This window comes from Nonlabens ulvanivorans (genome assembly GCF_032922765.1).
Taxonomy (GTDB): Bacteria; Bacteroidota; Bacteroidia; order Flavobacteriales; family Flavobacteriaceae; genus Nonlabens; species Nonlabens ulvanivorans.
Window position 1 is genome coordinate 1,249,379 of record NZ_CP136694.1, and the last position, 23,529, is coordinate 1,272,907.

Annotated in this window: 21 protein-coding genes; 12 read left to right on the top strand and 9 right to left on the bottom strand. The window is 33.4% G+C overall.

What is annotated here, in order from left to right:
- The first annotated feature begins 231 nt into the window (after positions 1 to 231).
- From R1T42_RS05685 to R1T42_RS05695, 3 genes are all read left to right on the top strand, one after another.
- A complete protein-coding gene (locus R1T42_RS05685) occupies positions 232 to 2,838 on the top strand; it encodes an ATP-dependent Clp protease ATP-binding subunit (RefSeq protein ID WP_036584883.1) in 2,607 nt (868 codons plus the stop codon).
- A gap of 218 nt (positions 2,839 to 3,056) precedes the next feature.
- On the top strand, positions 3,057 to 3,464 hold the full coding sequence (locus R1T42_RS05690) for a hypothetical protein (RefSeq protein WP_317291628.1): 408 nt from the start codon (positions 3,057 to 3,059) through the stop codon (positions 3,462 to 3,464).
- Positions 3,465 to 3,701: 237 nt separating this feature from the next.
- A complete protein-coding gene (locus tag R1T42_RS05695) occupies positions 3,702 to 4,109 on the top strand; it encodes a hypothetical protein (RefSeq protein ID WP_317291629.1) in 408 nt (135 codons plus the stop codon).
- On the opposite strand, the gene hutH is transcribed toward R1T42_RS05695, so the two are convergent.
- Together hutH and R1T42_RS05705 are read right to left on the bottom strand one after the other, a co-directional pair.
- Entirely contained in the window at positions 4,102 to 5,610 is a 1,509-nt protein-coding gene (gene hutH / locus R1T42_RS05700) for a histidine ammonia-lyase (protein WP_317291630.1), read from the bottom strand. The two genes, R1T42_RS05695 and hutH, sit on opposite strands and share 8 nt — an antisense overlap.
- A 62-nt stretch (positions 5,611 to 5,672) precedes the next feature.
- A complete protein-coding gene (locus R1T42_RS05705; protein WP_317291631.1) occupies positions 5,673 to 7,208 on the bottom strand; it encodes an NAD(P)H-hydrate dehydratase in 1,536 nt (511 codons plus the stop codon).
- A 145-nt stretch (positions 7,209 to 7,353) separates the two neighbouring features.
- Here R1T42_RS05705 and gcvT point away from each other — a divergent pair, with 145 nt between their 5' ends.
- Positions 7,354 to 8,436: a glycine cleavage system aminomethyltransferase GcvT gene (gcvT, locus tag R1T42_RS05710; protein WP_317291632.1), complete on the top strand. Its 1,083-nt coding sequence runs from the start codon at positions 7,354 to 7,356 to the stop codon at positions 8,434 to 8,436.
- Between the two features lie 4 nt (positions 8,437 to 8,440).
- On the top strand, positions 8,441 to 9,256 hold the full coding sequence (locus R1T42_RS05715) for a sugar nucleotide-binding protein (RefSeq protein ID WP_042246893.1): 816 nt from the start codon (positions 8,441 to 8,443) through the stop codon (positions 9,254 to 9,256).
- 34 nt (positions 9,257 to 9,290) lie between these two features.
- On the opposite strand, the gene R1T42_RS05720 is transcribed toward R1T42_RS05715, so the two are convergent.
- From R1T42_RS05720 to R1T42_RS05735, 4 genes are all read right to left on the bottom strand, one after another.
- Positions 9,291 to 10,535: a DUF3999 family protein gene (locus R1T42_RS05720; protein ID WP_317291633.1), complete on the bottom strand. Its 1,245-nt coding sequence runs from the start codon at positions 10,533 to 10,535 to the stop codon at positions 9,291 to 9,293.
- 1 nt (position 10,536) lies between these two features.
- A complete protein-coding gene (locus tag R1T42_RS05725) occupies positions 10,537 to 13,008 on the bottom strand; it encodes a DUF2339 domain-containing protein (protein ID WP_317291634.1) in 2,472 nt (823 codons plus the stop codon).
- 246 nt (positions 13,009 to 13,254) lie between these two features.
- Positions 13,255 to 14,094 (bottom strand): 1,4-dihydroxy-2-naphthoyl-CoA synthase, encoded by an 840-nt coding sequence (locus R1T42_RS05730; RefSeq protein WP_036584870.1) that lies wholly within the window; start codon positions 14,092 to 14,094, stop codon positions 13,255 to 13,257.
- Between the two features lie 35 nt (positions 14,095 to 14,129).
- Positions 14,130 to 14,396: a hypothetical protein gene (locus tag R1T42_RS05735; protein WP_317291635.1), complete on the bottom strand. Its 267-nt coding sequence runs from the start codon at positions 14,394 to 14,396 to the stop codon at positions 14,130 to 14,132.
- A 272-nt stretch (positions 14,397 to 14,668) separates the two neighbouring features.
- On the opposite strand from R1T42_RS05735, the gene R1T42_RS05740 reads away from it, so the two are divergent.
- The 4 genes from R1T42_RS05740 (at position 14,669) to R1T42_RS05755 (ending at position 18,148) form a co-directional block, all read left to right on the top strand.
- A complete protein-coding gene (locus tag R1T42_RS05740; RefSeq protein ID WP_317291636.1) occupies positions 14,669 to 15,079 on the top strand; it encodes a DUF2452 domain-containing protein in 411 nt (136 codons plus the stop codon).
- 494 nt (positions 15,080 to 15,573) lie between these two features.
- Entirely contained in the window at positions 15,574 to 15,930 is a 357-nt protein-coding gene (locus R1T42_RS05745; protein WP_317291637.1) for a BlaI/MecI/CopY family transcriptional regulator, read from the top strand.
- Positions 15,930 to 17,669 (top strand): M56 family metallopeptidase, encoded by a 1,740-nt coding sequence (locus tag R1T42_RS05750; protein ID WP_317291638.1) that lies wholly within the window; start codon positions 15,930 to 15,932, stop codon positions 17,667 to 17,669. The genes R1T42_RS05745 and R1T42_RS05750 overlap by 1 nt, the downstream gene beginning before the upstream one ends.
- Positions 17,670 to 18,025: 356 nt before the next feature.
- On the top strand, positions 18,026 to 18,148 hold the full coding sequence (locus tag R1T42_RS05755; RefSeq protein ID WP_262496362.1) for a hypothetical protein: 123 nt from the start codon (positions 18,026 to 18,028) through the stop codon (positions 18,146 to 18,148).
- Between the two features lie 141 nt (positions 18,149 to 18,289).
- Here the strand turns inward: R1T42_RS05755 and R1T42_RS05760 are convergent, their stop codons facing one another.
- Positions 18,290 to 18,886: a hypothetical protein gene (locus R1T42_RS05760; protein WP_317291639.1), complete on the bottom strand. Its 597-nt coding sequence runs from the start codon at positions 18,884 to 18,886 to the stop codon at positions 18,290 to 18,292.
- Between the two features lie 149 nt (positions 18,887 to 19,035).
- On the opposite strand from R1T42_RS05760, the gene R1T42_RS05765 reads away from it, so the two are divergent.
- The 3 genes from R1T42_RS05765 to R1T42_RS05775 are packed head-to-tail and all read left to right on the top strand — an operon-like array spanning position 19,036 to position 21,235.
- Positions 19,036 to 20,238: a PQQ-dependent sugar dehydrogenase gene (locus tag R1T42_RS05765; RefSeq protein WP_317291640.1), complete on the top strand. Its 1,203-nt coding sequence runs from the start codon at positions 19,036 to 19,038 to the stop codon at positions 20,236 to 20,238.
- Between the two features lies 1 nt (position 20,239).
- Positions 20,240 to 20,677, top strand: a complete 438-nt coding sequence (locus R1T42_RS05770) for a c-type cytochrome (protein WP_317291641.1) — start codon at positions 20,240 to 20,242, stop codon at positions 20,675 to 20,677.
- Entirely contained in the window at positions 20,678 to 21,235 is a 558-nt protein-coding gene (locus R1T42_RS05775; RefSeq protein ID WP_317291642.1) for a hypothetical protein, read from the top strand.
- Between the two features lie 72 nt (positions 21,236 to 21,307).
- Here R1T42_RS05775 and R1T42_RS05780 read toward each other — a convergent pair whose 3' ends face one another.
- Positions 21,308 to 21,643 (bottom strand): DUF2853 family protein, encoded by a 336-nt coding sequence (locus tag R1T42_RS05780; RefSeq protein ID WP_006795449.1) that lies wholly within the window; start codon positions 21,641 to 21,643, stop codon positions 21,308 to 21,310.
- Positions 21,644 to 21,704: 61 nt separating this feature from the next.
- Positions 21,705 to 23,375 carry a 2-succinyl-5-enolpyruvyl-6-hydroxy-3-cyclohexene-1-carboxylic-acid synthase gene (gene menD / locus R1T42_RS05785; protein WP_317291643.1) on the bottom strand — a complete coding sequence of 557 codons (1,671 nt, stop codon included), beginning with the start codon at positions 23,373 to 23,375 and terminating at the stop codon, positions 21,705 to 21,707.
- Positions 23,376 to 23,529 lie beyond the last annotated feature (154 nt).

The window sequence follows — 23,529 nt, forward strand, 5'->3', positions numbered from 1 at the left end:
CAATTTAATGAAAAACCTAGTCTTAATAAGGCTTTACACCATCATAACCACTCTTTTTATTAACATACTAATAACTTAAATGTGGATAAGTTTAACAATTGGGTTATTGCGGTGTTTTAAAGGGTTTTGTCCTACGCTTTCGCGAAAGCGTGTTCTTTAAAATCATCATTTAACAAAATGGTATACATATTGAACTAAGAGAATTCATTACATTTAACTCAAAGTAGCAATATGGACGATAATTTTTCACCAAGAGTCAAGGACGTGATTGCCTACAGCAAAGAAGAAGCGCTTAGGTTAGGACACGATTTTATAGGAACAGAACATTTAATGCTAGGTCTATTAAGAGATGGAGATGGCAAAGCCATCGATATATTGAATAACTTAACAGTAGATTTAGATCATTTGCGTCGTAAGGTTGAGATACTGAGCCCAGCAAATCCTAATACCCACATAGCAGCAAATGAAAAAAAGAATTTACATTTAACAAGGCAAGCAGAACGCGCTCTCAAAACGACGTTTCTGGAAGCTAAATTATTTCAAAGCTCATCAATTAACACGGCTCATTTATTATTGTGCATCTTGCGCAATGAGAATGATCCGACAACTAAACTACTTAATAAACTTAAAGTTGATTATGACAGTGTTAAAGAAGAGTTTAAAACTCTATTATCACAAGAAGACGGATATACTGAAGAACCTATAGAAGGAGCATTTAGTGATGACAATGATTCTAATGATGATAATCCGGGAGAAGAAAAAGAAAACTTATTCTCTCAAAGCGGCTCCACTAAAGGTGGTAAGAAAAGTAAAACGCCTGTTTTAGACAATTTTGGACGCGATTTAACCAAAGCTGCCGAGGACGGTAAACTAGATCCTGTTGTTGGACGTGTGGAAGAAATACAACGTGTTTCTCAAATCTTAAGTCGTCGCAAAAAGAATAATCCACTTCTAATAGGAGAAGCAGGTGTAGGTAAAAGTGCTATTGCAGAAGGTCTAGCATTACGTATTGTAGAGCGTAAGGTATCTCGTATACTTTATGATAAAAGGGTAATAACATTAGATCTAGCTAGTCTGGTTGCCGGAACTAAATACAGAGGTCAGTTTGAAGAGCGCATGAAAGCTGTCATGAATGAATTAGAAAAGAATAAGGATATCATTCTTTTCATAGATGAAATTCATACAATCGTAGGTGCTGGTGGTGCTGCTGGATCACTAGATGCTAGTAATATGTTTAAGCCTGCACTAGCTCGAGGCGAAATTCAATGTATAGGAGCAACTACTCTAGACGAATATCGTAATAGTATTGAAAAAGATGGCGCTTTAGAAAGACGTTTTCAAAAAGTGATGGTAGAACCTACAAGCGTAGAGGAAACGATTACTATACTTAATAATATAAAAGAGAAATATGAAGAACACCATAATGTGTCGTATACCGATGGTGCTATTGAAGCTTGTGTGAAGCTTACAAATAGATATATGACCGATCGTTTTCTTCCAGACAAGGCTATCGACGCACTTGATGAAGCTGGTTCTCGTATCCATATTACAAATATAGAAGTACCGCAACAAATTCTAGATCTTGAAAAACAACTAGAGGAAGTAAAAGAAGAGAAGACTGCGGTAGTTAAAAAACAGAAATATGAACAAGCTGCAAAGCTGCGTGATGATGAGAAAAAATTAGAAAAAGCTCTTACTGAGGCTCAAGAAACTTGGGAAGAAACATCAAAACTTCATAAAGATACTGTTACCGAAGAAAATGTAGCTGAAGTAGTAAGTATGATGACCGGTATACCAGTGAATCGTATTGCTACTAAGGAGATGAAAAAACTATTCAATCTAGGAGATTCTATTAAAAATAGAGTAATTGGACAGGATAAAGCGGTAAAACAGGTTGTTAAAGCGATACAGCGTAACCGTGCTGGATTAAAGGATCCTAATAAACCAATCGGTTCTTTTATATTTTTAGGACAGACTGGTGTAGGTAAAACACAACTTGCAAAAGTGATTGCAAGTGAATTATTTGATTCTTCAAACTCATTGATACGTATTGACATGAGTGAATACATGGAGAAATTTGCGATATCTAGACTTATAGGTGCTCCTCCTGGATACGTTGGATATGAAGAAGGTGGACAACTTACAGAGAAAGTAAGGCGTAAACCTTATGCGGTTATACTTCTAGATGAGATTGAAAAAGCACATCCAGATGTATTCAACATGTTACTTCAAGTGTTAGATGACGGATATCTTACAGACAGTTTAGGACGCAAGATTGACTTTAGAAACACGATTATCATCATGACTTCTAATGTAGGTGCGCGTAAATTAAAGGATTTTGGATCTGGTGTTGGATTTGGTACCGCTGCTCGCAAAAGTGCTGAGGACGATAACGCACGTGGCGTTATTGAAAGCGCTTTGAAGAAGACATTTGCACCTGAGTTCTTAAATAGGATTGATGATGTAATTGTATTCAATGCATTAGAGAGAGACGATATACACAAGATAATTGATATCGAATTAGTAAAGCTATTCGATCGTATTAAAGGTTTAGGTTATAACTTAACCTTAAGTGAGTCTGCAAAAGATTATATCGCAGATAAAGGTTTTGATAAACAATATGGAGCAAGACCTCTTAACCGAGCAATTCAAAAATATATTGAAGATGCCCTTGCAGAGGCTATTGTAAATAGTGAATTGCAAGAAGGTGATTCTATATTTATGGACTTAGATAAAAAGTCTAATGAGCTCAAAATTAAAATAGAAAAACCTAAAAAGTCAGATAAACCAGAAACCACTTCTGAATCTACAACAGATAATTCTATAGAATCTGAATAATTATTAAATTTCAATGTAAAAAACGTCTTAGTCATCACTAAGACGTTTTTTTATGGTTTTAAATAATGGTGACTTTTAGAGGATTAAAACTATCAATTATTAGTAAACTACTATTAATCAGTTAATAAAGTCATTTCATCGAATTACTAAATATGTGATACAACGCTTTTATAGAAATTCTTCTACCTACATATCTTTAGATTAATAAAAATCACAATATGAAAAGAGTTGATTTAAATTTTGGGGTATTTGAACTTCATTCTCAAATAATCATAGGTAAAATGAATGAAGGGATTCACTATGATGTTTATAAAAACAAAGTATTTAATAATCTAATCGATAAGTTTTACGGTACTTTAAAACCTTTCTCTTTTATCTGCATAAGAGATAAAAACTACAGTCTAGATCCAATGATCCATAGATATAATTCAAAATATGAAAATTTCTGTAGTATCGCGGTTGTAGAAAGAAATCTAATGAATAAAAGCACGGTACAACTAGAAAGTATATTTTTTAAGCCTGGTAAATTCTGTAAATTCTTAAGTGTCACAGAAGCCATTTTATGGGCTAATCATCAGATCGCTTTAAAAAGACTTGAAACCGAAAAAATAAACTTACTTAACTAAAACATACTTATCATCAACATATAGAAACGTCTAAATTCATATTTTGATATTTCTACATGATAGCTGTTATTGCTTTTAATCGAATAAAGACAAATGGTATAATATTGATATAGAACTACAACGTTTGAGTCATAATTTTTTGTTTCTATTAAGGATTAATTAATCAATTTATTACATTTTTATTATGCGCGCATAATAAAAAACACGTAGTTTTGCACGCTTTTTAAAAGTAGAATTATGAAAACAGTTGATTTACAGTTTGGTGAATTTCAATTTTATCCTGAAGTTATTATAGGTAAAATTAAAGAAGGGATTCACTTTGACATGTCTAAAAATCAAGAACTCGTGCAAGTAGCTATAGAACACTACGGTCTAGACTTTCCACTTTTTTATATCAGTTTAAGGGAAAATGATTATAGCATTGACCCATTAGTTCACACTAATAATTCAAAATTTAAAAATTTGTGCGGTATTGCTATCGTAGAAAAAAGACTTCAAGGTAGTAGTACCGCTAGTTTAGAAAGTAAATTTTTTAAACCTGGTAAACTATTAGCTTTTCAAGATGTTGAAGAAGCAATAGTGTGGTCTAACAAAGAAGTTTCTCAGAGAGTAATTGATATCAATACTGGATTATCCCTTAATTAAAAATAACATCAGCATCAAGTTTAGTATGCTCCATCATCTGTTTAGCTTTTACTATATCATCGTGCAAGACGCGATCAGTATCCAAAGTTGAAACACTCACTCTTAAACTAGATTTAAGATGTTCTAAAAAGGCAGACGTTTTTTTAGGGTGACGTTCCTCAATACCTTGTGCAGCGGCTAATAATTCGATTGCAAGAACAGATTGAACATTTTTAATAATGCGGTTTGCTTTAGTTGCGGCATTAGCTCCCATACTTACATGATCTTCTTGCCCGTTTGAAGATACTATACTATCAACACTTGCTGGTGTAGCATATTGTTTATTCTGGCTTACGATACTTGCAGCAGTATATTGTAAAATCATCATACCACTATTTAATCCAGGATTATTTACTAAAAATGCAGGTAAGCCTCTAGTGCCACTCATTAACTGAAAGGTTCTGCGCTCACTAATGCTAGCAATTTCGGCCATGGCGATACCCAGATAATCTAAAGCTAGTGCTAACGGTTGTCCATGAAAATTTCCGCCTGAAATAATCGCTTCTGATTCTGGAAAAATATTAGGATTATCCGTCACAGAATTCACCTCAGTTAACACAGTTCGTTTTACAAATTGTAAGGTATCCCATGTTGCTCCATGCACCTGCGGTATACATCTAAAGCTATATGGATCTTGAACATTAACCTTCTCGCCTACCGCAATTTGACTATCTTCTAATAAAGAAAGTATCAAATCTGAACTACGCAATTGTCCTGCATGTGGTCTTATAAGATGAATGCGTTTATCAAAAGGAGATAGGTTACAATCAAAAGCATCAACAGACATAGCACCAGTGACATGAGCCCAATACCATAATTTATGAGATTGGATTAATGTATGCGCTGCAAAAGCTAACATAAATTGTGTACCGTTAATCAGTGCAAGTCCTTCTTTAGATTGCAGCTTTAATGGTTCCCATCCCATTTTTTCATTCAATACAGCCGCATTAATTTTTTCTCCTTTAAAGTAAACTTCTCCTTTGCCTATTAAAGGTAAGGCAAGATGTGCTAGAGGCGCAAGATCACCACTTGCACCTAGCGATCCTTGCTCGTATATCACAGGATAAATCTCATTATTAAAAAATGCAATTAAACGTTCTACTACAGCTCTACTAATTCCACTATGTCCATAACTTAAACTTTGAATTTTTAGAAACAGCATCATTCGCACGATTTCTTGTGCAACCTCATCACCGGTTCCACAAGCGTGTGACATCAAAAGATTATGCTGTAATTGCTGTAGCTCACCAGGACCTATGTGCGTATTACATAAAGATCCAAAACCTGTATTAATACCATAAGTAGCAGCAGCATCTTCACCACTGAAACGATCGTCTAAATAACTTCTGCACTTATCAATACGTTCCTTAGCATCAATCGATAAGGTTAATTTTACTGGTTGTTCTACTATATTATATAACTGTTCTAGAGTTAATAACTTAGACGATATAAGATGTTCCATTTAATAGGGCTGTTTATGGATATGCAATTATAAGTAAAGTAAAGTTAAACGAGACAGGATTCTTATTGTTGCTGCGGTTGTTGAGGTTCTGGTCTAAATAAATCTAGTATTGCAGCACCTACAAAATTTGATATAATACTTGCCTTTAACCCTTCGTGCGCATAGGTTTGACTAGCTATATCTCCAGCTCTACCATGCAAAAAGACTCCAAATACTGCTGCCGTAAGTGCATCGTATTTTTGAGCCAGTAAGCCAGCTATTATACCAGATAGAACATCTCCACTACCTGCTGTTGCCATTCCAGGATTACCTGTATCATTAATATAAAGATTCTTACCAGATACGACTATAGTGTGTGCTCCTTTAAGAACAATAATAACGTCTTTATCTATTGATAGCTTTTTAGCTTTCTCTAGACGATCATAATCATCCTTCCACTGCCCTATCAGATTTTCTAACTCACCATCATGTGGTGTTAAAATGGAGTTTTTGGGAATTAATTTCCAATAAACCGAGTTATCAGATAGAATGTTTAACCCGTCTGCATCGATAACTACTGGTAGAGACTGTTGTGATAACGCTTTCGCGAAAGCGGAACTCACATCATCACCAGTACCTAATCCAGGACCTACACATAAAGTGATGTCTTTTATATCATGCTCAAAATCAGTAATGAAATCTTCACCTAAACTAGATATGGTCATGATTTCTGGTAAGCTACTTTGTAAAATGACATTTGCATGTGCAGGAATATATGCGGTCACTTTTCCAGCTCCCATGTTCAATGCTGCACTATTGGAAAGCACTGCAGCGCCTACTTTTCCTTTACTACCAGCCATTGTGAGCACATGCCCATAATCGCCCTTATGACTAAATTTCTCGCGTGGCTTATACATGCTTTTTGCAGCATCTGGTGTAATGATTTGTGCCAGCGGTTCTACTTTCATCATGTACTCTGGATCAAGTCCTATTTGAACAACCTCAAAAGTACCTGTAAATTTACCTGTCTGTGATAAGAAAAAACTAAGTTTAGGTGTCTCAAATGAGAACGTGTGCTGTGCCTGTATTATAGGTGTGGCTATATCTTGTGGTGTGTTTGCATACAAGCCACTAGGCATATCTATCGCAAGTTTAAAGGCAGGCGTTTTATTAAGATAATGTACTAGATCTGCCATCCAGCCATCGATAGGTCTATTAATTCCTGTTCCAAATATGGCATCTATAATTATATCCTGAGGATGCAAATCAGGAAAATCTTCCTTACAAGAAAGTAAAATAGGCCAGTCTTTAGTAACCTCTTTTATTTTATCATAATGATATAAAAATTCTGGCGCACGCTTTTTACTGCAATTGGTCACATAAGTCGTGACATGATAACCATGTTGAATCATTTGTCTCGCAAGAGCTAGTCCATCACCACCATTTTTTCCTATGCCACAAAATATTTTAATAGGTACAGGTGATCCCTGCAATCGCTGGTGAATCTTATCAAATATAAGTTTTGCGATATGCCCCATTAAATCATTGCTCGAGATCTGGTTCTTATCTATGGTAGACTGATCAGCTTCTGCTAGCTGTTGTGCGCTTAGTATTTTCAATGTATTTGTTTTAACAGCTTGCAATTTAACAAATGAGTGTCTATTCTTTTAATGCTTATGGTAGTATTTCACATTTTTCTATGACTATGTTTTTTAAAATTAAAAGGTTTAATCCATACATTTGCTGCACTGAAAAAAACACCTCATGAAAAATACAGCACTTACAGCAATACACGAAGCGCTAGGCGCAAAAATGGTTCCTTTTGCAGGTTTTAATATGCCTGTACAATATGAAGGAGTTAATATTGAACACCAGACCGTACGTGATAATGTAGGTGTATTTGATGTTTCTCACATGGGCGAATTTTTGATATCTGGTCCTGAAGCTTATAATTTAGTTCAGAAAGTATCTTCAAATGACGCGTCCAAACTTACTGTAGGTAGAGCACAATATGCATATTTACCTAACGAGACTGGTGGTATCGTTGACGACATGATTGTATATAAAATCAAAGAAGATCAATATTTACTAGTTGTTAATGCGTCTAACATAGATAAAGATTGGGCTCATATCACAAATCATAATACCATGGGAGCTGATATGAGAAATCTATCTGACGATTACTCTTTACTTGCTATACAAGGTCCTAAAGCAGTTGAGGCCATGCAGTCCTTAACACCTGTAGACTTAAGCGCTATAAAATTTTATCATTTTGAAGTGGCAGAATTTGCTGGTATAGAGAATGTCATAATAAGTGCTACTGGCTATACCGGTTCTGGTGGTTTTGAAATTTATTGTAAGAACAGTGAAGTAGAACAAATCTGGAACAAAGCATTTGAAGCAGGTGCAGACTTTGGAATTAAACCTATCGGTCTTGCTGCTCGTGATACACTGCGACTAGAAATGGGTTATTGTTTATATGGTAATGATATCGATGATACAACATCACCATATGAGGCTGGTCTAGGTTGGGTAACTAAGTTTACAAAAGAGTTTGTGAATCACGAGCAACTTCTAGAACATAAAGAGAAAGGAGTTGACAGGAAGTTAATCGCTTTTGAAATGGATGAGCGTGCTATACCTCGTGGTGGTTATGAAATTAAAGATAGTAACCAACAAGACCTAGGGATTGTAACCAGTGGTACCATGTCTCCATCAATGGGAATAGGTATAGGTATGGGATATGTACCACCGATATTTGCGACACCTGGAAGCAAAATCCACATCCAAATACGCAAGAAATTAGTACCTGCTACCGTTATTAAATTACCATTTTATAAAAAGTAATTAATTGAATCGTATTCTTATTTTAGGAGGTAGTGGCTTTATAGGTAATGCACTCTACAAAGAGCTTGCACCCTATTATGATGTCCATGCTACTTATAAAACAGATCACAAAGACTTTGATAAGAATCAACATTTCCACCAGCTGGATATGGAACTAGAAGATATTCATGGTCTTTTAGATTCTCTAAAGCCTAAATTTATAGTTAGTGCAGTGCGTGGTAATGTTAACTCGCAGGTACATTTGCACATGAGGCTTATAGATTGGGTTCTTAAAAACGATTCTAGAATTATATTTATGTCTAGCGCAAATGTATTTGATCGTTTTACAAATTTCCCTAGTTATGAGTATGATAAAACATTCTCTGAGAGTGTTTATGGTAGATTTAAAATAAAAATAGAGAACGCCTTATTGAGGTTGCATCCATCTAAATATGTGATTTGTAGAATCCCTATGATTTTTGGTAATAACACACCACGAGTAGATGATTTGAAACAACAGTTAGAACAAAAGGAAGCTATTGAAGTGTTTCCAAATGTAGTTATTAACGCTACTCATATTAATAAATTAACACAGCAAATTCACTATTTGATTAATAAGCGACGTCGTGGTGTTTTTCATTTAGGCAGTATGGATTTAATACATCATATTGATTTGATACGCGAGATATGTCAGGCTTTAGGCTATCCACATCCATTATTAAAACAGGTATTTAATAGTAATGAGGACCGTCAATTATCTGTACTTCCTAAGGATAATATGCTGCCTAAGCATTTACAATTAACTATTGAAGAAGTTATTGAAAGCTGCGCTGTTCTTTAAGGTTTGCTTTCGCGAAAGCGGTTCCTAAAAGGAATTAATCCTTAACAGTGTTTCCCAACATTTTATAAGTAAAACCGCCTAATATTAAAATAACGATTCCCATGATGGACCAAAGCCATAATTCATTATCAAATAATGAAGTCTTGCTTTGAAGATTCTTCTTTGATACCAGATTCTCATTACCTACGGTGAGTGCTTTAATATTTACTGGCACATTGTTTTTAAAATTAATAATATCATATTGTGGTTTATGAACTGATTTATTTCCATAAACAAGTTTATAGTCTGCAGACTCTGTAAATCTCGCAATCAACTCATATTTGAATCCTTTTACCTCAACAGATTTGATATCCAATGGTTGATTATCACCGTTAGAAATCACCATTTTAAATTTCTTAGCCATCGTGCTATTAAACTCAAATTCATTATCTTCTAAAGATGTTAATGTTCCTCTTTTAAATGTTGTATAATTATAGAGATATCCTTTCTCCGTTTTTACACTATCTAATAAATATCGCATACTGATAGGTCTAAAATAATCATTGCTACCATTTACATTTATCTTCATAGAACTTACCGGTACCGGATTTACTAATTCAAATTCGACCTCGCTGGACTTCATTTTTTTGTCTTGTGAAGTCTTTATTTCTTTTACTTTATAATCTATTAAAATACCATCTGTCAGTTTTTGCATAAATATATGGACAGACGTTAAGGTAGGTTGCTTATCACTCTTAACTGCGATACGATAGTACAGGTAGTTAGCGGTTGGAAACTTTAAGTTGGTATAACTATAATTTGTAGATGTATTATCTATATCTAAAATTCTATAGTTTTCTAGAATATTAAACCATTGCTTCTGGTCGTGACTACCTTCTAAATTTACTTTCCAGTCAAAGTTTGCGTCTGCAAATAGAAGTTTAATGTCACTTATATCTGATTGTTGATTTAGCTTAATAGTGTAAAAATACCCGTCATCTGTTTTAGAGGAGTTGATGATCTGACAACTATGTTCTTTTATAACTAGATGATCTTTATTAACCTTTAAATAATAAGGAACCTCAATTGTATCCATCTTTTCATTAATACCATAAATGCGTATATCTTGAAATGATGGTTGTAATTTACCAAAAACATTATCTGGTATGGTAACGCTATGCCAATCATCACTTATACCTTTAAGAGAGCGTTCATAACTATAGTTTGGTATTTGAGCAGTAGCACACCAACTTATCAGTAGTATAAAGCTAACGCACAATTTAATTTTTATATGAAACATTTTAAATATCGTTTTGGTTGTCAAATTCATCAATGAATTCCTTTGTTTCTTCAATAGATTTCATGGAATTTGTATCGCTGGTATAGTTAATTTTATTCTTATTCTTATTGTATAAGAACGAGATAATTAGCAATAGTATCCCTAGAGAAACGAATACAATCGTTTTAGATATAGTATTTAAATGCGCTATATCATAAAAGAATAACTTAATTAAGGTAATTGCAAATAGTGCCATTCCTCCTATTCTCAAATATGGTTTATTCTTTAAAATACCGAAACCTATTAAAAGGAAAGAATAAACACCCCATAGAATACTTAATCCTAATTTATAAGAATCTCGTGCACCTGCCAGATCTAACCAATGAATCAACTCACTACTCACCACCCAAACTATTGTTATGTGTAAAATAACATCATAAGCAATCTTGAAGCCTTTATGAATATCATCTTTTTTAATGTAACGATATAAGGATAGCATTGAAAAACCTAGAAACGCAAAAGATATATAGCGTATTATTAGATAAAACGAACCTCTATTATAGTAGATGGACGGTTCTATATAAGCATCTCTTAGTTCACTTAATGCGTATAATCCTTGTGTTAGAAATACAACGACACTTATAATTGTCAGTATCAAGATTGAATTTTCTAGGACTATGTTTTTAATCTTTTTGTAGTTTAAATACCCAATGACACCTAAAAATAGTAGCGTATAGTTAATAACCCAAACTATTTTAAAATCCCTTAAACTATAATCATTAACGGTAACTACATAATCACTGATAGATTTATTCTGTAGTTCTGACAATGAAAACAACTGATTCCAATAAGCTTCTATTTCCAACCTAAAAGAATAGTACAAACTGAATACAAACAATATAGGAACAGCATATGACACTATCTTTAACCAAGTGCTACCTTCTTTTAATGACGATAGGAAATCACCCTTACTTTGTAAGAATACTATAAAACCGATTGCAGTTGTAAATAGAATAGAAGTTAGAAAACTAGTATTTAACAATGGTGTTATTAAGTTATCCTCTAGATGGTAATAGCTATCATAATTATACGACCAGTCATGAATCAAACTTATGAAAGCAAGTGCTATCAATGGGTAAGATAGCTTTTCATAAATAGAAATCTTTTTTGATGTACCCAGCCAAAACAATAATGTAGCTTGAGCTGTCCATAATAAAGTAACCCAATTACCATCTAGTTGTACTGGTATAGCAATGGATATAAATGCTAGTACTAGTGCTGTTGCTAGATAGAATAACTTCTTATCACTCAATTGCTTTTTATAAATGATAGTAGCTACTATAAAATGGATCACAGCATTTCCTAAGGTAAATAGTCCTAGATAGTCCTCGCCAATTGCGTTATCATTAAGAATTGCATAACCTAATCCATAAAATATGAACGAATTCATTAAAAGCATTACGATATCAGTAGCTGCAAAACCTTCTTTCTTGACCAATTTATAAGCTAAGAAAGTCAAATAAAAAGTGAGATAAAAAAGTAGTAAGAAACTTAAAGCAAGGATAAAGTAAGAATCATTGCTATAGTCCATCACAAACCATGATAGATAAATTAACCATGTCAATCCAAAAGCCGAATAATATAATGGTTTCCAATACTTTTTAAAGGCAATTATTAAAATCCCAATATTAATAATAGCGATATAGCTGAACAAGACTTCTACTCTACCAGAATCATTACTTAATAAAAATGGAACTGCATAGGCACCTACTAAACCTAGATGTGCTATAATCTGGCGGTTATAATTTAAAGATGCCACTATAGTAAATACCGTAAATAAAACCATCATAGCAAATGCTAACGTCTGCGGTATTAGTTCATAAAAACTATAAGCAAAAAAGGTAATAAAGTAAAGAATAACAATCGCGCCACTTACCAGTACTGCGCTGTAAGACTCGTATTTCTTCTTTAACTTAATCCCAAATCCTAATAAGCCGATAGCAGATAAATAACCTAATACAATACGCGTTAAAGGACTTATTAATTCATTCTCAATTGAATATTTTGCTCCTATCCCTATCCCTATCACTAATATTAGAATTCCTATTTTGTTCAATAAGTTTTCTCCTATAAACTTTTCAAGATTAGATTTTCTAAATGGTGAAAGCTTCTTAGACTTTTGAGAAGTATTATGAGTTACTTTACTATTTTGATTTTTCTGATGTTGAAAACTTGGTTGTGCTATTGTCGCTTCATCATGGACATTGGAATCTATCCATTCCCTATGTCCAGTCACAATAGGTTCACTTTTAACCACATAATCGGTTTGATCTAATGTTGCTTTTTCAACATTATCAGATGCATCAATAGAAGATTGTAATTGATCTAGTTTATTTTTTAACTCAAATATCTCATACTTAAAAGCCTCTTGCTTTCTAGAGAGTATTCCTATTTGTTCAATCAATTGCTTGATTGTCTCTTGATGATTTGTCATAACAGAATTCTTGTAGGAGATATATTGCTAGATATCAACTGCTAATTTAATTAAAAACAGAGTGTTAGTTTATGCTTACACAATACGTGGTTTGATAATCTTAAATCAATAAATGACTAAATAATCTATTGTTTAAAAAATCATACACTCATATATCAAATAAAAATAGGTCAGCTTGTATAATAAAGATGACCTATTATTTTTAAAATATTACGATTAAAACAGATTTACATCATATTCCGATCATTATGGAATGTATCGATCTGTTCCCCAATTAGGTTCACGTTTTTCTAGGAAAGCCTCACGACCTTCTCGAGCTTCATCAGTCATGTAAATAAGACGTGTCATTTCACCTGCAAATACCTGCTGCCCTACCATACCATCATCTGTTGCATTCATAGCAAATTTTGCCATTTTAATTGCTATAGGAGATTTTTTAAGTATTTCTTGTCCCCAATCATAGGCTGTTTGATCCAGCTCTTCATGCGGTACTACAGCATTAACCATTCCCATGTCCATAGCCTCTTGAGCGCTATAGGTTCTTCCTAAAAAGAAAATCTCACGTGCTTTTTTCTGTCCTACCATCTTTGCTAGATAGGCACTTCCATAACCAGCATCTACACTAGCCACGTCGGTATCTGTTTGTTTGAAAACACCATGCTCTTTACTAGCGATGGTCATATCACAAACTACATGTAGACTGTGTCCACCACCTACAGCCCATCCAGGTACGGCACATATCACCACCTTAGGCATAAAACGGATCATGCGTTGTACTTCTAGAATATTTAATCTACCAGTACCAGAATCATCCTTATAACCATCATGACCACGAGCATTTTGATCGCCACCACTACAAAAAGCCCATCCACCATCTTTTTTAGACGGTCCTTCACCGGTTAAAATAACCACTCCTATAGATAGATCTTCTTGTGCATCATAAAATGCTTTAATCAATTCGGCAACTGTTTTAGGTCTAAAAGCGTTGCGCACCTCTGGTCTATTAAAAGCTATACGGGCAATACCGTTACTTTTTTTATAGGTGATATCTTCAAATTCTATGGCAGTTTTCCAGTTGATGGACATATATATAATTTTAGATTACAAATATAAGTCCTATCCTATTGATACCATACTCTCACCACCTCAATCATATAAACATAGCCGCCGCCCATATTCAATTTTTTGGTGTTTGTTTTCTTTTTTGTGTAGCTCATTGTGGGAACTAATAAGGTTTCTACATTAATGATTTTAAAATTGTAATTTTTACGGATCCATTCATTAACGCGCTCTAGAACCGCTTCTGTTGATTCATAGTCATTTCCCGACCAAAAGCTTTTTTTAATTACTTGTGGTTCAAAATCTTTAAAGTGTATTTCGTTTGTCATATTTAATTAGTAGCAGTTAGGGCATAATTGTTACGCTTTCGCGAAAGCGTATTTCATCAAGTCAAACTAAGGTTTCATAGAATGAGAATGACATAATATGATTTTACCACGTATTTTACACCTAATAATCAATAATTTAGTAAAATGATTCAGCAATTGTAGGGGATTGATGAGTTATTAAAATCGGGATAGGCGCATCTGTCTCGATTTCTTGTTTAAGAAATTCATGTTAATCTTACACAAAACAAGTGGCCGTATCGTAAATTTGTAGCATGAGCGAGGAAAAAAAACCAGATTATGTTGTGTATGATGAAGAAACTGGCACTTATAATGCCGCACTTCTTCCCTATTCCAGTGGCGTTGCAGCTCCTAAAATAACAACACCTGATATCACATCATGGAAGCAAACCAATATTAATAAGGTCAACCATGAAATCAAATCCAAATTTGAACAACTCAAAGCAGAGTATGATGCCATAGTTAAAAAATTTAAGGATAACCAATTGGTATATGGAGCAAAATTCTCTTTTGAACCTATTGTAGGCGAAATCTACCACCTATATTTAGGTAAAGACGGCAGGCATTTCCTATCTGTCATTGCACCAAAAGAATGTAATTGGGATTTTGTAGGAACCTATCGCTTATCGAGTGAAAAGCTTTGGGAGCAGATTGAGGTCTCCTAGTTTTAAAAAGCCAAACCTCACAGGTATTGATTTTATGAGCAATATTTTATGTAATATATTGATTTCTTAATAAATCTATACTGATTTTAATGACTGAAACCTGTGAGGTTTTAGTATTAATGATTTTGATTCATGACGATTAAACCCCAACGGTTTCGCTTAAAAAACTCTTCAAACTTTATAAATATGACACATTTTAAAATCCATGCTTTAGTTTAAATACTAAACCTTTGGAGTTTAGCCGCAAGTGTAATTTAAAATCTCATTTTCCTTTTTCAGGGAAAGAAAAATCATTCTTTATTGAATCAAGTCAAACCTCACCGGTTATGACTTTACGAGTACTACTCTATTTAGAATCTTGATTTCTTCATAAATCTATAATGATTTTCAGAGCAAAACCTGTGATGTTTCATCTAGTCTAAAATATTTTTCAACTAAGTTTTTAGTTTAAACTAAAAACTTAGTTTATATTTGAACTAAGAAATTAGTTGAACATGAAAACACTCACCACTGCCGAAGAAGAAATCATGCACCATTTATGGGAGCTTAAGGAAGCAAATGTCGCAAGTATTATAGATCAAATGCCTGAACCAAAGCCAGCGTACAATACCGTTTCTACCATTATAAGAATCTTAGAGAACAAGAACTTTGTGGATTACCGTAAAGAAGGTCGTGGTCACATCTACTTCCCTAGCGTTTCAAAAGAAACATATACTGCGGCAAGCGCACAAAAAATGGCGAGCAACTATTTTAAAGGTTCGTTTAAAAATATGGTGTCGTTTTTTATGCAACAGGAAGATCTTAGCGTTAAAGATCTGGAAGAAATACTTAAGGATATAAATAAGAACTGATGGAAAATTATATCACCACCACAATCATTCTATTTACGATTGCAACACTTATTTATGAGTTATTGCTTAAAAACACTACCTTCTTTACTACAAATAGATTGTATCTCATAGCTATTCCAGTATTATTATGGTTTGTTCCTTTTATAAACATAGAGACTTTAAATCAAGAGCCTGAAGGTATTCCCATTGCTCCATCTTCTCATGTTGTATCTCAAATGACTTTCAACAAGTTTCAAACTGCTACTGAACCTAAATACCAATCACCTACTCCACAAGCACCAACTCTTGAAGAGCCTACTGTAACTTTCTCATGGTGGTGGATTTATTTTGCAGGAGCTTTTATATCGTTACTCTGGTTTATAAAAAATTATTATCAACTCAGCTTACTTCAATCTGCCGGAAAGGAATGTGAAACGAATGGAATTAAATACTATCGAATTAGTGATAGTAATATAGCTCTGTCTTTTCTGGGTAAAATCTTAATTGGTGAACAAATCGAAGAGCATCAATTAGACACTATTTTAGAACACGAGCAAGTACATATTGTTCAAAATCATCATCTTGACCTTTTATTCTTTCAGGTTTTAAATATTGTATTGTGGTTCAATCCGTTTAATTATCTATTTCTAAACAGATTAAAATTAACGCATGAACTCCTCGCAGATGCCGCTGTAGCAAACCAAATAGGTAAGCAACATTACACTGAATTATTGCTTAATAAACGATTTGCAACAAGTGATATTCCGTTTGCAAATATGTTCTTCAACATTAAAACTATTAAGACACGTATATCCATGTTATACAAAGATTCCAGTCCTAAAATCGCTAGCGTGAGATATTTAAGCTTGTTATTGTTACTAACTAGTGCTGTGGTTTATACTTCTTGTACAACCATAAAAGAAAAAGAACCTACTCTTGAAAATCAAATTAGTGAATTGAATAATAGAATCAAAGTGTTGGATTCTATAAGCCTCAAAGATTTAAATTCACTTTATGAATTACAAAATGTTATTACTTCATATTGTATTGATGAAGGTTTTGATTTTGCAAAAATCACTTCAAAGGATGATTTGAAGATAATTGATAGTATTTATAGAACATTAAAAGCTAAGGACTCTATGAAGTTAAAAGCTTTTAATCAAACTGTTACTCGTAAGGAATATTCAGAATTTGTAGAATGGGCTCGAGATAGTATTGACAGAACGAAAGCACGAATTACAGAAGATGGTAAGACCTTGACTTTTGATTATAAAAAACAAGAAAATTTTATTCTTCCTCTCTATTCTGAATTTAAGTTTGGTCAAAAAGATTATTATAAAGGAATTAGTGAAGAAGATAAACTATGGTACAAGAATTATGATTATAACTTTTGGGATTCTAAAAAAGATATAATAATCGATTCTACTAACGCAAAACAATTAGTCAAAGATTTTGCAACATATCGTAGAACAAAAGAAGGAATGCGTTACTTTGAAATTAAAAGGCAAATCACGACTAACGGAACATCCATCGTAATAGATGACAGTAAAGAGCCTAAAGATATAATGACGATAATTGAAAATCCTAATGGTAAAGTATTATACGGCACTTTCCCCTCACAAGGTGAAACTGGACTATCAGATATCAAATATGAAATCTTCAAACATTGGGCATTGCAAAACTATCCATCGCTTAAACAAACTGTAGTTTATAGTGAAGGAGCTATTAAGGATTATTACAACGGTAAATACAACGAATAACTAGACTCCACCAACTCAAAGCAAAGCGATTTCTTTTAACAGAAATCGCTTTTCCTTTTTATGCTAAAAAAATTAGCAATACAATCACCTAAATAACAATGTTTTATAAATTTTTTACTACTATGTTTTACAAAGTAGTGTAACATTTTAAAAAAAGTGTCGTCATATAAGCATAACAACAAAAAACAACTATTATGAAAGCGAGCGACACCTTTAAAACCATCACTGAATTAACGAATAAAAGATTCCGTCCAGACAGAACTTACAGCGATAACTGGAATGCAAAAAGACGTTACAGATTAGCATAATACATGCTATTAACTACTCTAATATTATAACCACATAAACTTACTATCATGCGTATTACTAATAGATTTATCGACTCTGATTCTGATTTCCCGATGTTATCACGTAACAGAATCACACCTAGAACAGGAAATGCTACTGACGATTGGGGAATTTCACCTTATCAAGCATAGTACTCTATATTAATTTATCATTTAGGATTTAGTTTGAATTAGCCTTCACTCGCCTATCATATAAATTATAACTAACCATAAACTGTGAAATCTCTTTTCAAATTGAAAAGAGATTTTTTTATATGTCCCTAAAAGAACTTTTTAAGATGCTTTCCTCTTTAAAAAACTTCTAATTGAAAAAATGAGGAGTAACACTCCAAGACTCAAAATAAAATATGAGGACTTATTACTTGGGACCGTATTTTTATCAATTATAATAAATTTCTTTACCAGTTTAGGAGAAGTACTGGCCAAGTGTCTCCACTGTTTATTATCTAGATCTATCCCGTACCTAACTAATCCAGTATAGGTTATACTATCTTTAAAGATGAGATGTTTATATTTTTCAATAAAATGATCTGTTTTTACTGGATCAGTTTGAGTATTAATTAAATTAAATACGTCTAAAACATTTTGAGACTTTTCAGATACAAAGACCGCTATAGAATCATTTTCAGTATTTAATGGAATGAATAACTCTTCGGCAAGACCATTACCAAAAACACTTTCAAAATAAACGGCCTCAGTTAAATTAACTTTACAATTTTCTAATTGCAGCCACTCTTTCTCAGGTAATTCACCATCAGTTAATGAATTAACATCAATAATAGAAGGTGTTTTATTTTGACTTGCGGTATAAACACCTTGACCACCACCCCAAATGCAAACTAATGCGATTAACAATAAAATATATCTCATAATTATTTTTTTGTTCTTATTAATATTAATAAGAACAAAAATAGAGTGTAATTATTAGTATAACAATACCTCAAAAAGGTTTTTTTATGAAGCTCATAGGAATCTTTTTTGTTCAATTGATTACATTTAGATACACTTAATAAAATATCATGAAAGTTTTAACTACTATAATGTTATTGATTGTGTTGAGCTCTTGTAAAAAGAAAATTCAAGAAAAAGAGCTAGTGGAATCTACAACAGTTACAATATCAAAATCAACTATATCTAACAATGCTCCTCAAGTAGATAATATTCCCTTTATTGACGATCAAAAAAACTATAGCATTACACCTATTGTTGAAGATCTTGATAATCCGTGGGGAATGACCTGGTTACCTAATGGTGACTTGCTCTATACAGAGAAAGAAAGACGACTTTACAAGTTCAATGGCTCAAAAAGCTTAGAGATTAAAGGTGTGCCAGAGGTTTACTTGCGTGGTCAAGGTGGATTACTAGACGTGACTGTTCATCCACAATTTGAAAAAAACAACTTCATTTACATCTCTTATGCTTCAAAAATGGGTGGTGGCGATGGAGGAAATACCACTATCGCAAGAGCTGTACTTAAAAACAATAAGTTAGAAGACCTAGAAGTCCTTTATAAAGCGATGCCCAATTCTAAAAAAGGGCAACACTTCGGTAGCAGATTTACATGGGATCGCGAAGGTCATTTATATTTCTCCATAGGTGATCGAGGTAACCGTGATGTGAATCCGCAAGATATTTATAGAGACTGTGGTAAAATTTACCGTATTAATGATGACGGCAGCATTCCTGACGATAATCCATTTGTAGAGATTGCAAAAAGTATTGATACCATAGGAATTAAAACTGCTATTTACAGTTATGGAAATAGAAATCCGCAGGGAATGACGACTCATCCAGTAACTGGGAAGATTATAGCTCATGAGCATGGACCACAAGGTGGCGATGAGATTAATATTATAGAATCTGGAAAGAACTATGGCTGGCCAGTCATAAGCTATGGTATTAATTATAGCGGCACGACATTTACTGACATTACAGAAAAAGAAGGCATGGAACAACCTATTTACTATTGGGTACCCAGCATTGCACCTAGTGGTTTTGCTATTATTAATAATCCAGCTTATAAAGAATGGAATGGTAACTTCTTAGTGGGATCATTAAAATTTCAATATCTTGAAATGCTTTATATGGACGGTAATCGAGTGACAAAAAGAGAAAAGGTTGCCGATAAAATAGGTCGCTTGCGCAATGTAAAAATAGGTCCTGATGGACTTATTTATATTGCTGTCGAAGGAAAAGGAATATTTAAAATCGAAAAAAAATAATATGAAATATTTAATTACTCTAGTTGCTCTTATGGTGTTAACCAGTTGTGGCAATTCTAAAAACGAAACTACGGCAGCCGCTCCTGTAGAAAAAAAGGAGATTAAAAAAACACCTCTAGAAGCAAGTGTCGCAAGAGGTAGAGAAATTTATAGAGAGAATTGTGTGACCTGTCATATGACTAGTGGAAAAGGTGTTCCAGGTGCTTTTCCTCCTCTTAATCCATCAAACTGGCTGACAGATAAACGAACGGAAAGTATCCATGCTGTAAAATACGGCCTTAAAGGACCTATTGAAGTCAATGGACAATCCTATGATAATATCATGCTATCACTAGGTCTAGAAAATGATGAAGTCGTTGACGTGATGAATTATACTATCCAAACTTGGAACAGTGGTGATATGGTGACACTAGAAGAAGTTGAAGCGGTAGAGAAGTAAATGAAATATTGGATTTTATATATCATTTTAATTGGGCTGGCTTCTTGTGAGGAGAAAGTAGCGTATGATGATGAATATAAATATAGCATTTGCCTTAAAGTACTCGAGAAAACTTTTCCAGCAGACAATAATGAAACTTTTATTATTAATCCAGAAATAAAAGATTTTAGGTTTAACGATGTATATATATTAATGTATCCTGAAAGAAAGCATACTTTTAATGAACACAAAAGTGAATATTTAAAAGAAATGGGATTAAGCCTAAACGCATATGAAGATGCTTTATACCTTAATACAGCAAATTCTTTTGATTTAAACAAACTTCAAAAATATAGTCGAAGTAAAAATGTAGTAAGGTTATCATACATTAGAAATAATCTGATTTTTATGGACGTCATTACTTATTGTGATGAATTAACAGTTAAAAGTCTAAAAAATGTCAATGAGAATGATGGGCCTATCTTTAGTATCACTTCATTCTTCATAAAAATTGATGATCAAGGTAATGCTGTCTATCAAGTCTACAATGGTTTAAGTTTTATGGTTCCGTGCCATTAGAATTTATAATATGCATATAAAAAAAATCCCGATGCTCACGCATCGGGATTTTATATGTTTACTAGTTAATTTCTAGTTGTATACAGATTCTTTTCCGTGGTGTACACAAAGCATGTAATAGATACAAGCGCGATACTTTGCACGCTCACTCTTACCGTACTTTTCAATAACAGCCTCTACAGACTCCATTAAATTATCACCTGAAAGACCTAATTTTTTCTTCAAGTAGTTAGTTACCACACGTTCCATCTCGCTTTTTTCAGCACTTACAGTTTCAGCATCTTTGTTATAGATTGATGGCCCTAATCCTTTAGTTACTTTTCTCAATAACTCTTCATCTAGTTTACCACCTACTTTTTCTTTGTAAGCTTTGGTATACTTCTCTACTCTTTCATCAAATTTACTCATTGTATTTTACGTTTATTAGTTAAGACTTTAAATGTAAGAATTAATAAGATATGATGAAATTCTATTTGAGAAATTTAAAGTAGTCTAGAAGAACGGTATCATTTTCAAGTCTAGGTGTAAATATTTCTAGTAATTGAGGTTTTGAATTATCATTCAGGAATTTTTCATACGCTTTCGCGAAAGCGTCTTCTCCATCAACCCTATGATAATTAATATCATACATTTTACATAAATGACTAGCGTCTAACTGGTGAGTCGTTTCAAAATAAGTATCAAAGGTGTGATTATCTTTTTCACCAGGTAGAATACGGAAAATTCCGCCACCACTATTATTGATAACAATTATTTTAAAATTTGCTGGAATGTAATTATTCCACAAAGCATTGCTATCGTACAAAAAGCTTAAATCACCTGTGATACATACAGTAGGTTTATCTTGAGCAACAGCAGCTCCTATGGCTGTGCTCGTAGAACCATCTATACCGCTAGTTCCTCGATTAGAGAATACGGTGTGCGTCGGGTTCATAGGGAAAAGCTGCGCATATCTGATTGTACTGCTGTTTCCCAATTGCAAAACGATATCATCAGGCAAACTATCAAATATCAAATTGAAGGCTCTAAAATCGCTCCATGGTATTGCAGCTAGGTAATCCGTTCTTTTGATTAGATAATTATTAAAAAACTGCAGCCAGTAATCTCTATAACTATCTGAAGTTTCATTTATAGATAATTGATCAACCCAATGTGATGGAGCTGTTTTAATGTGTCCAGCTAACTTGAAAAAAGTATCATATGCACGACGATTACCGATATGGTAATGATATTGTGTCTCAAACCTGCGCAGGTATTGTTTGATTTTTTTAGAAACGATCATTCCACCTATGGTAACGACCATATCAGGTTGCAAATGCGCAATAGCATCTTCATCATTTTCAATAGGCGCGATTAGGGTATCTATTCCCCATATAATTTTCTCATGTCTGATGTTAGAACTCACTTCACTCATTACCAACACTGTTGGATCACTGGTTAATAAGTTCAACTGATCTTGAGTAAATACATCAGGATTTAAAGTAGATAAAATGACCAACTTACGATTAGCTTTCTCCCATCTATCTATAAATAAGGATGGTATACTCGCATTAGTTTCAATAATAGGATCAACCACCTTAGGATCGACTTGAGGAACATTTACCGTATTGTAGAGCGGTTCTTCAAATGGTATATTGATATGTACAGGTCCATGATTTGTTATGGCGACATTAATTGCTTTATTGATTAGCCTTTCATTAGTCGCCATCGCTTCTTGATCATCTAGACTATTAATCATCTCTAGATGTGTATCATAAAGAATATGATTAGCATAAACATGTTGCTGTCTGATCGTTTGTCCATCACCTATATCTATTTTATGTGGTGGACGATCTGCACTAAGGACTATTAAAGGAATCTCACTATAAAAAGCCTCAGTAACAGCAGGATAATAATTTAACAATGCACTTCCACTGGTACAAACTACTGCTACAGATTGCTTTAATTGTTGTGCGATACCCATTGCAAAGTGTGATGCACACCGTTCATCAACAATACTATAACACTTAAAATAAGAATCGTTTGTAAAACCTATGGTAAGCGGTGCATTTCTAGATCCTGGAGAAATAACAATATGTTGCACTCCTCTTTTTTTAAAAAGAAGTAGTACCTGTTGCGCGTGAAGTATGTCTGATAGCATTATAGCAAAGGTAAAGCAGGCTTCAACAATCTTCAAATATGAATTGCTAAATGAATTACAATTATTTCAAATATTATAAGTCACTTCAACTGTTTATGCAGACCGTTTGACAATAGAAATGTCATTTTAAAAAATTGCGCTTTGCTATTCAAAA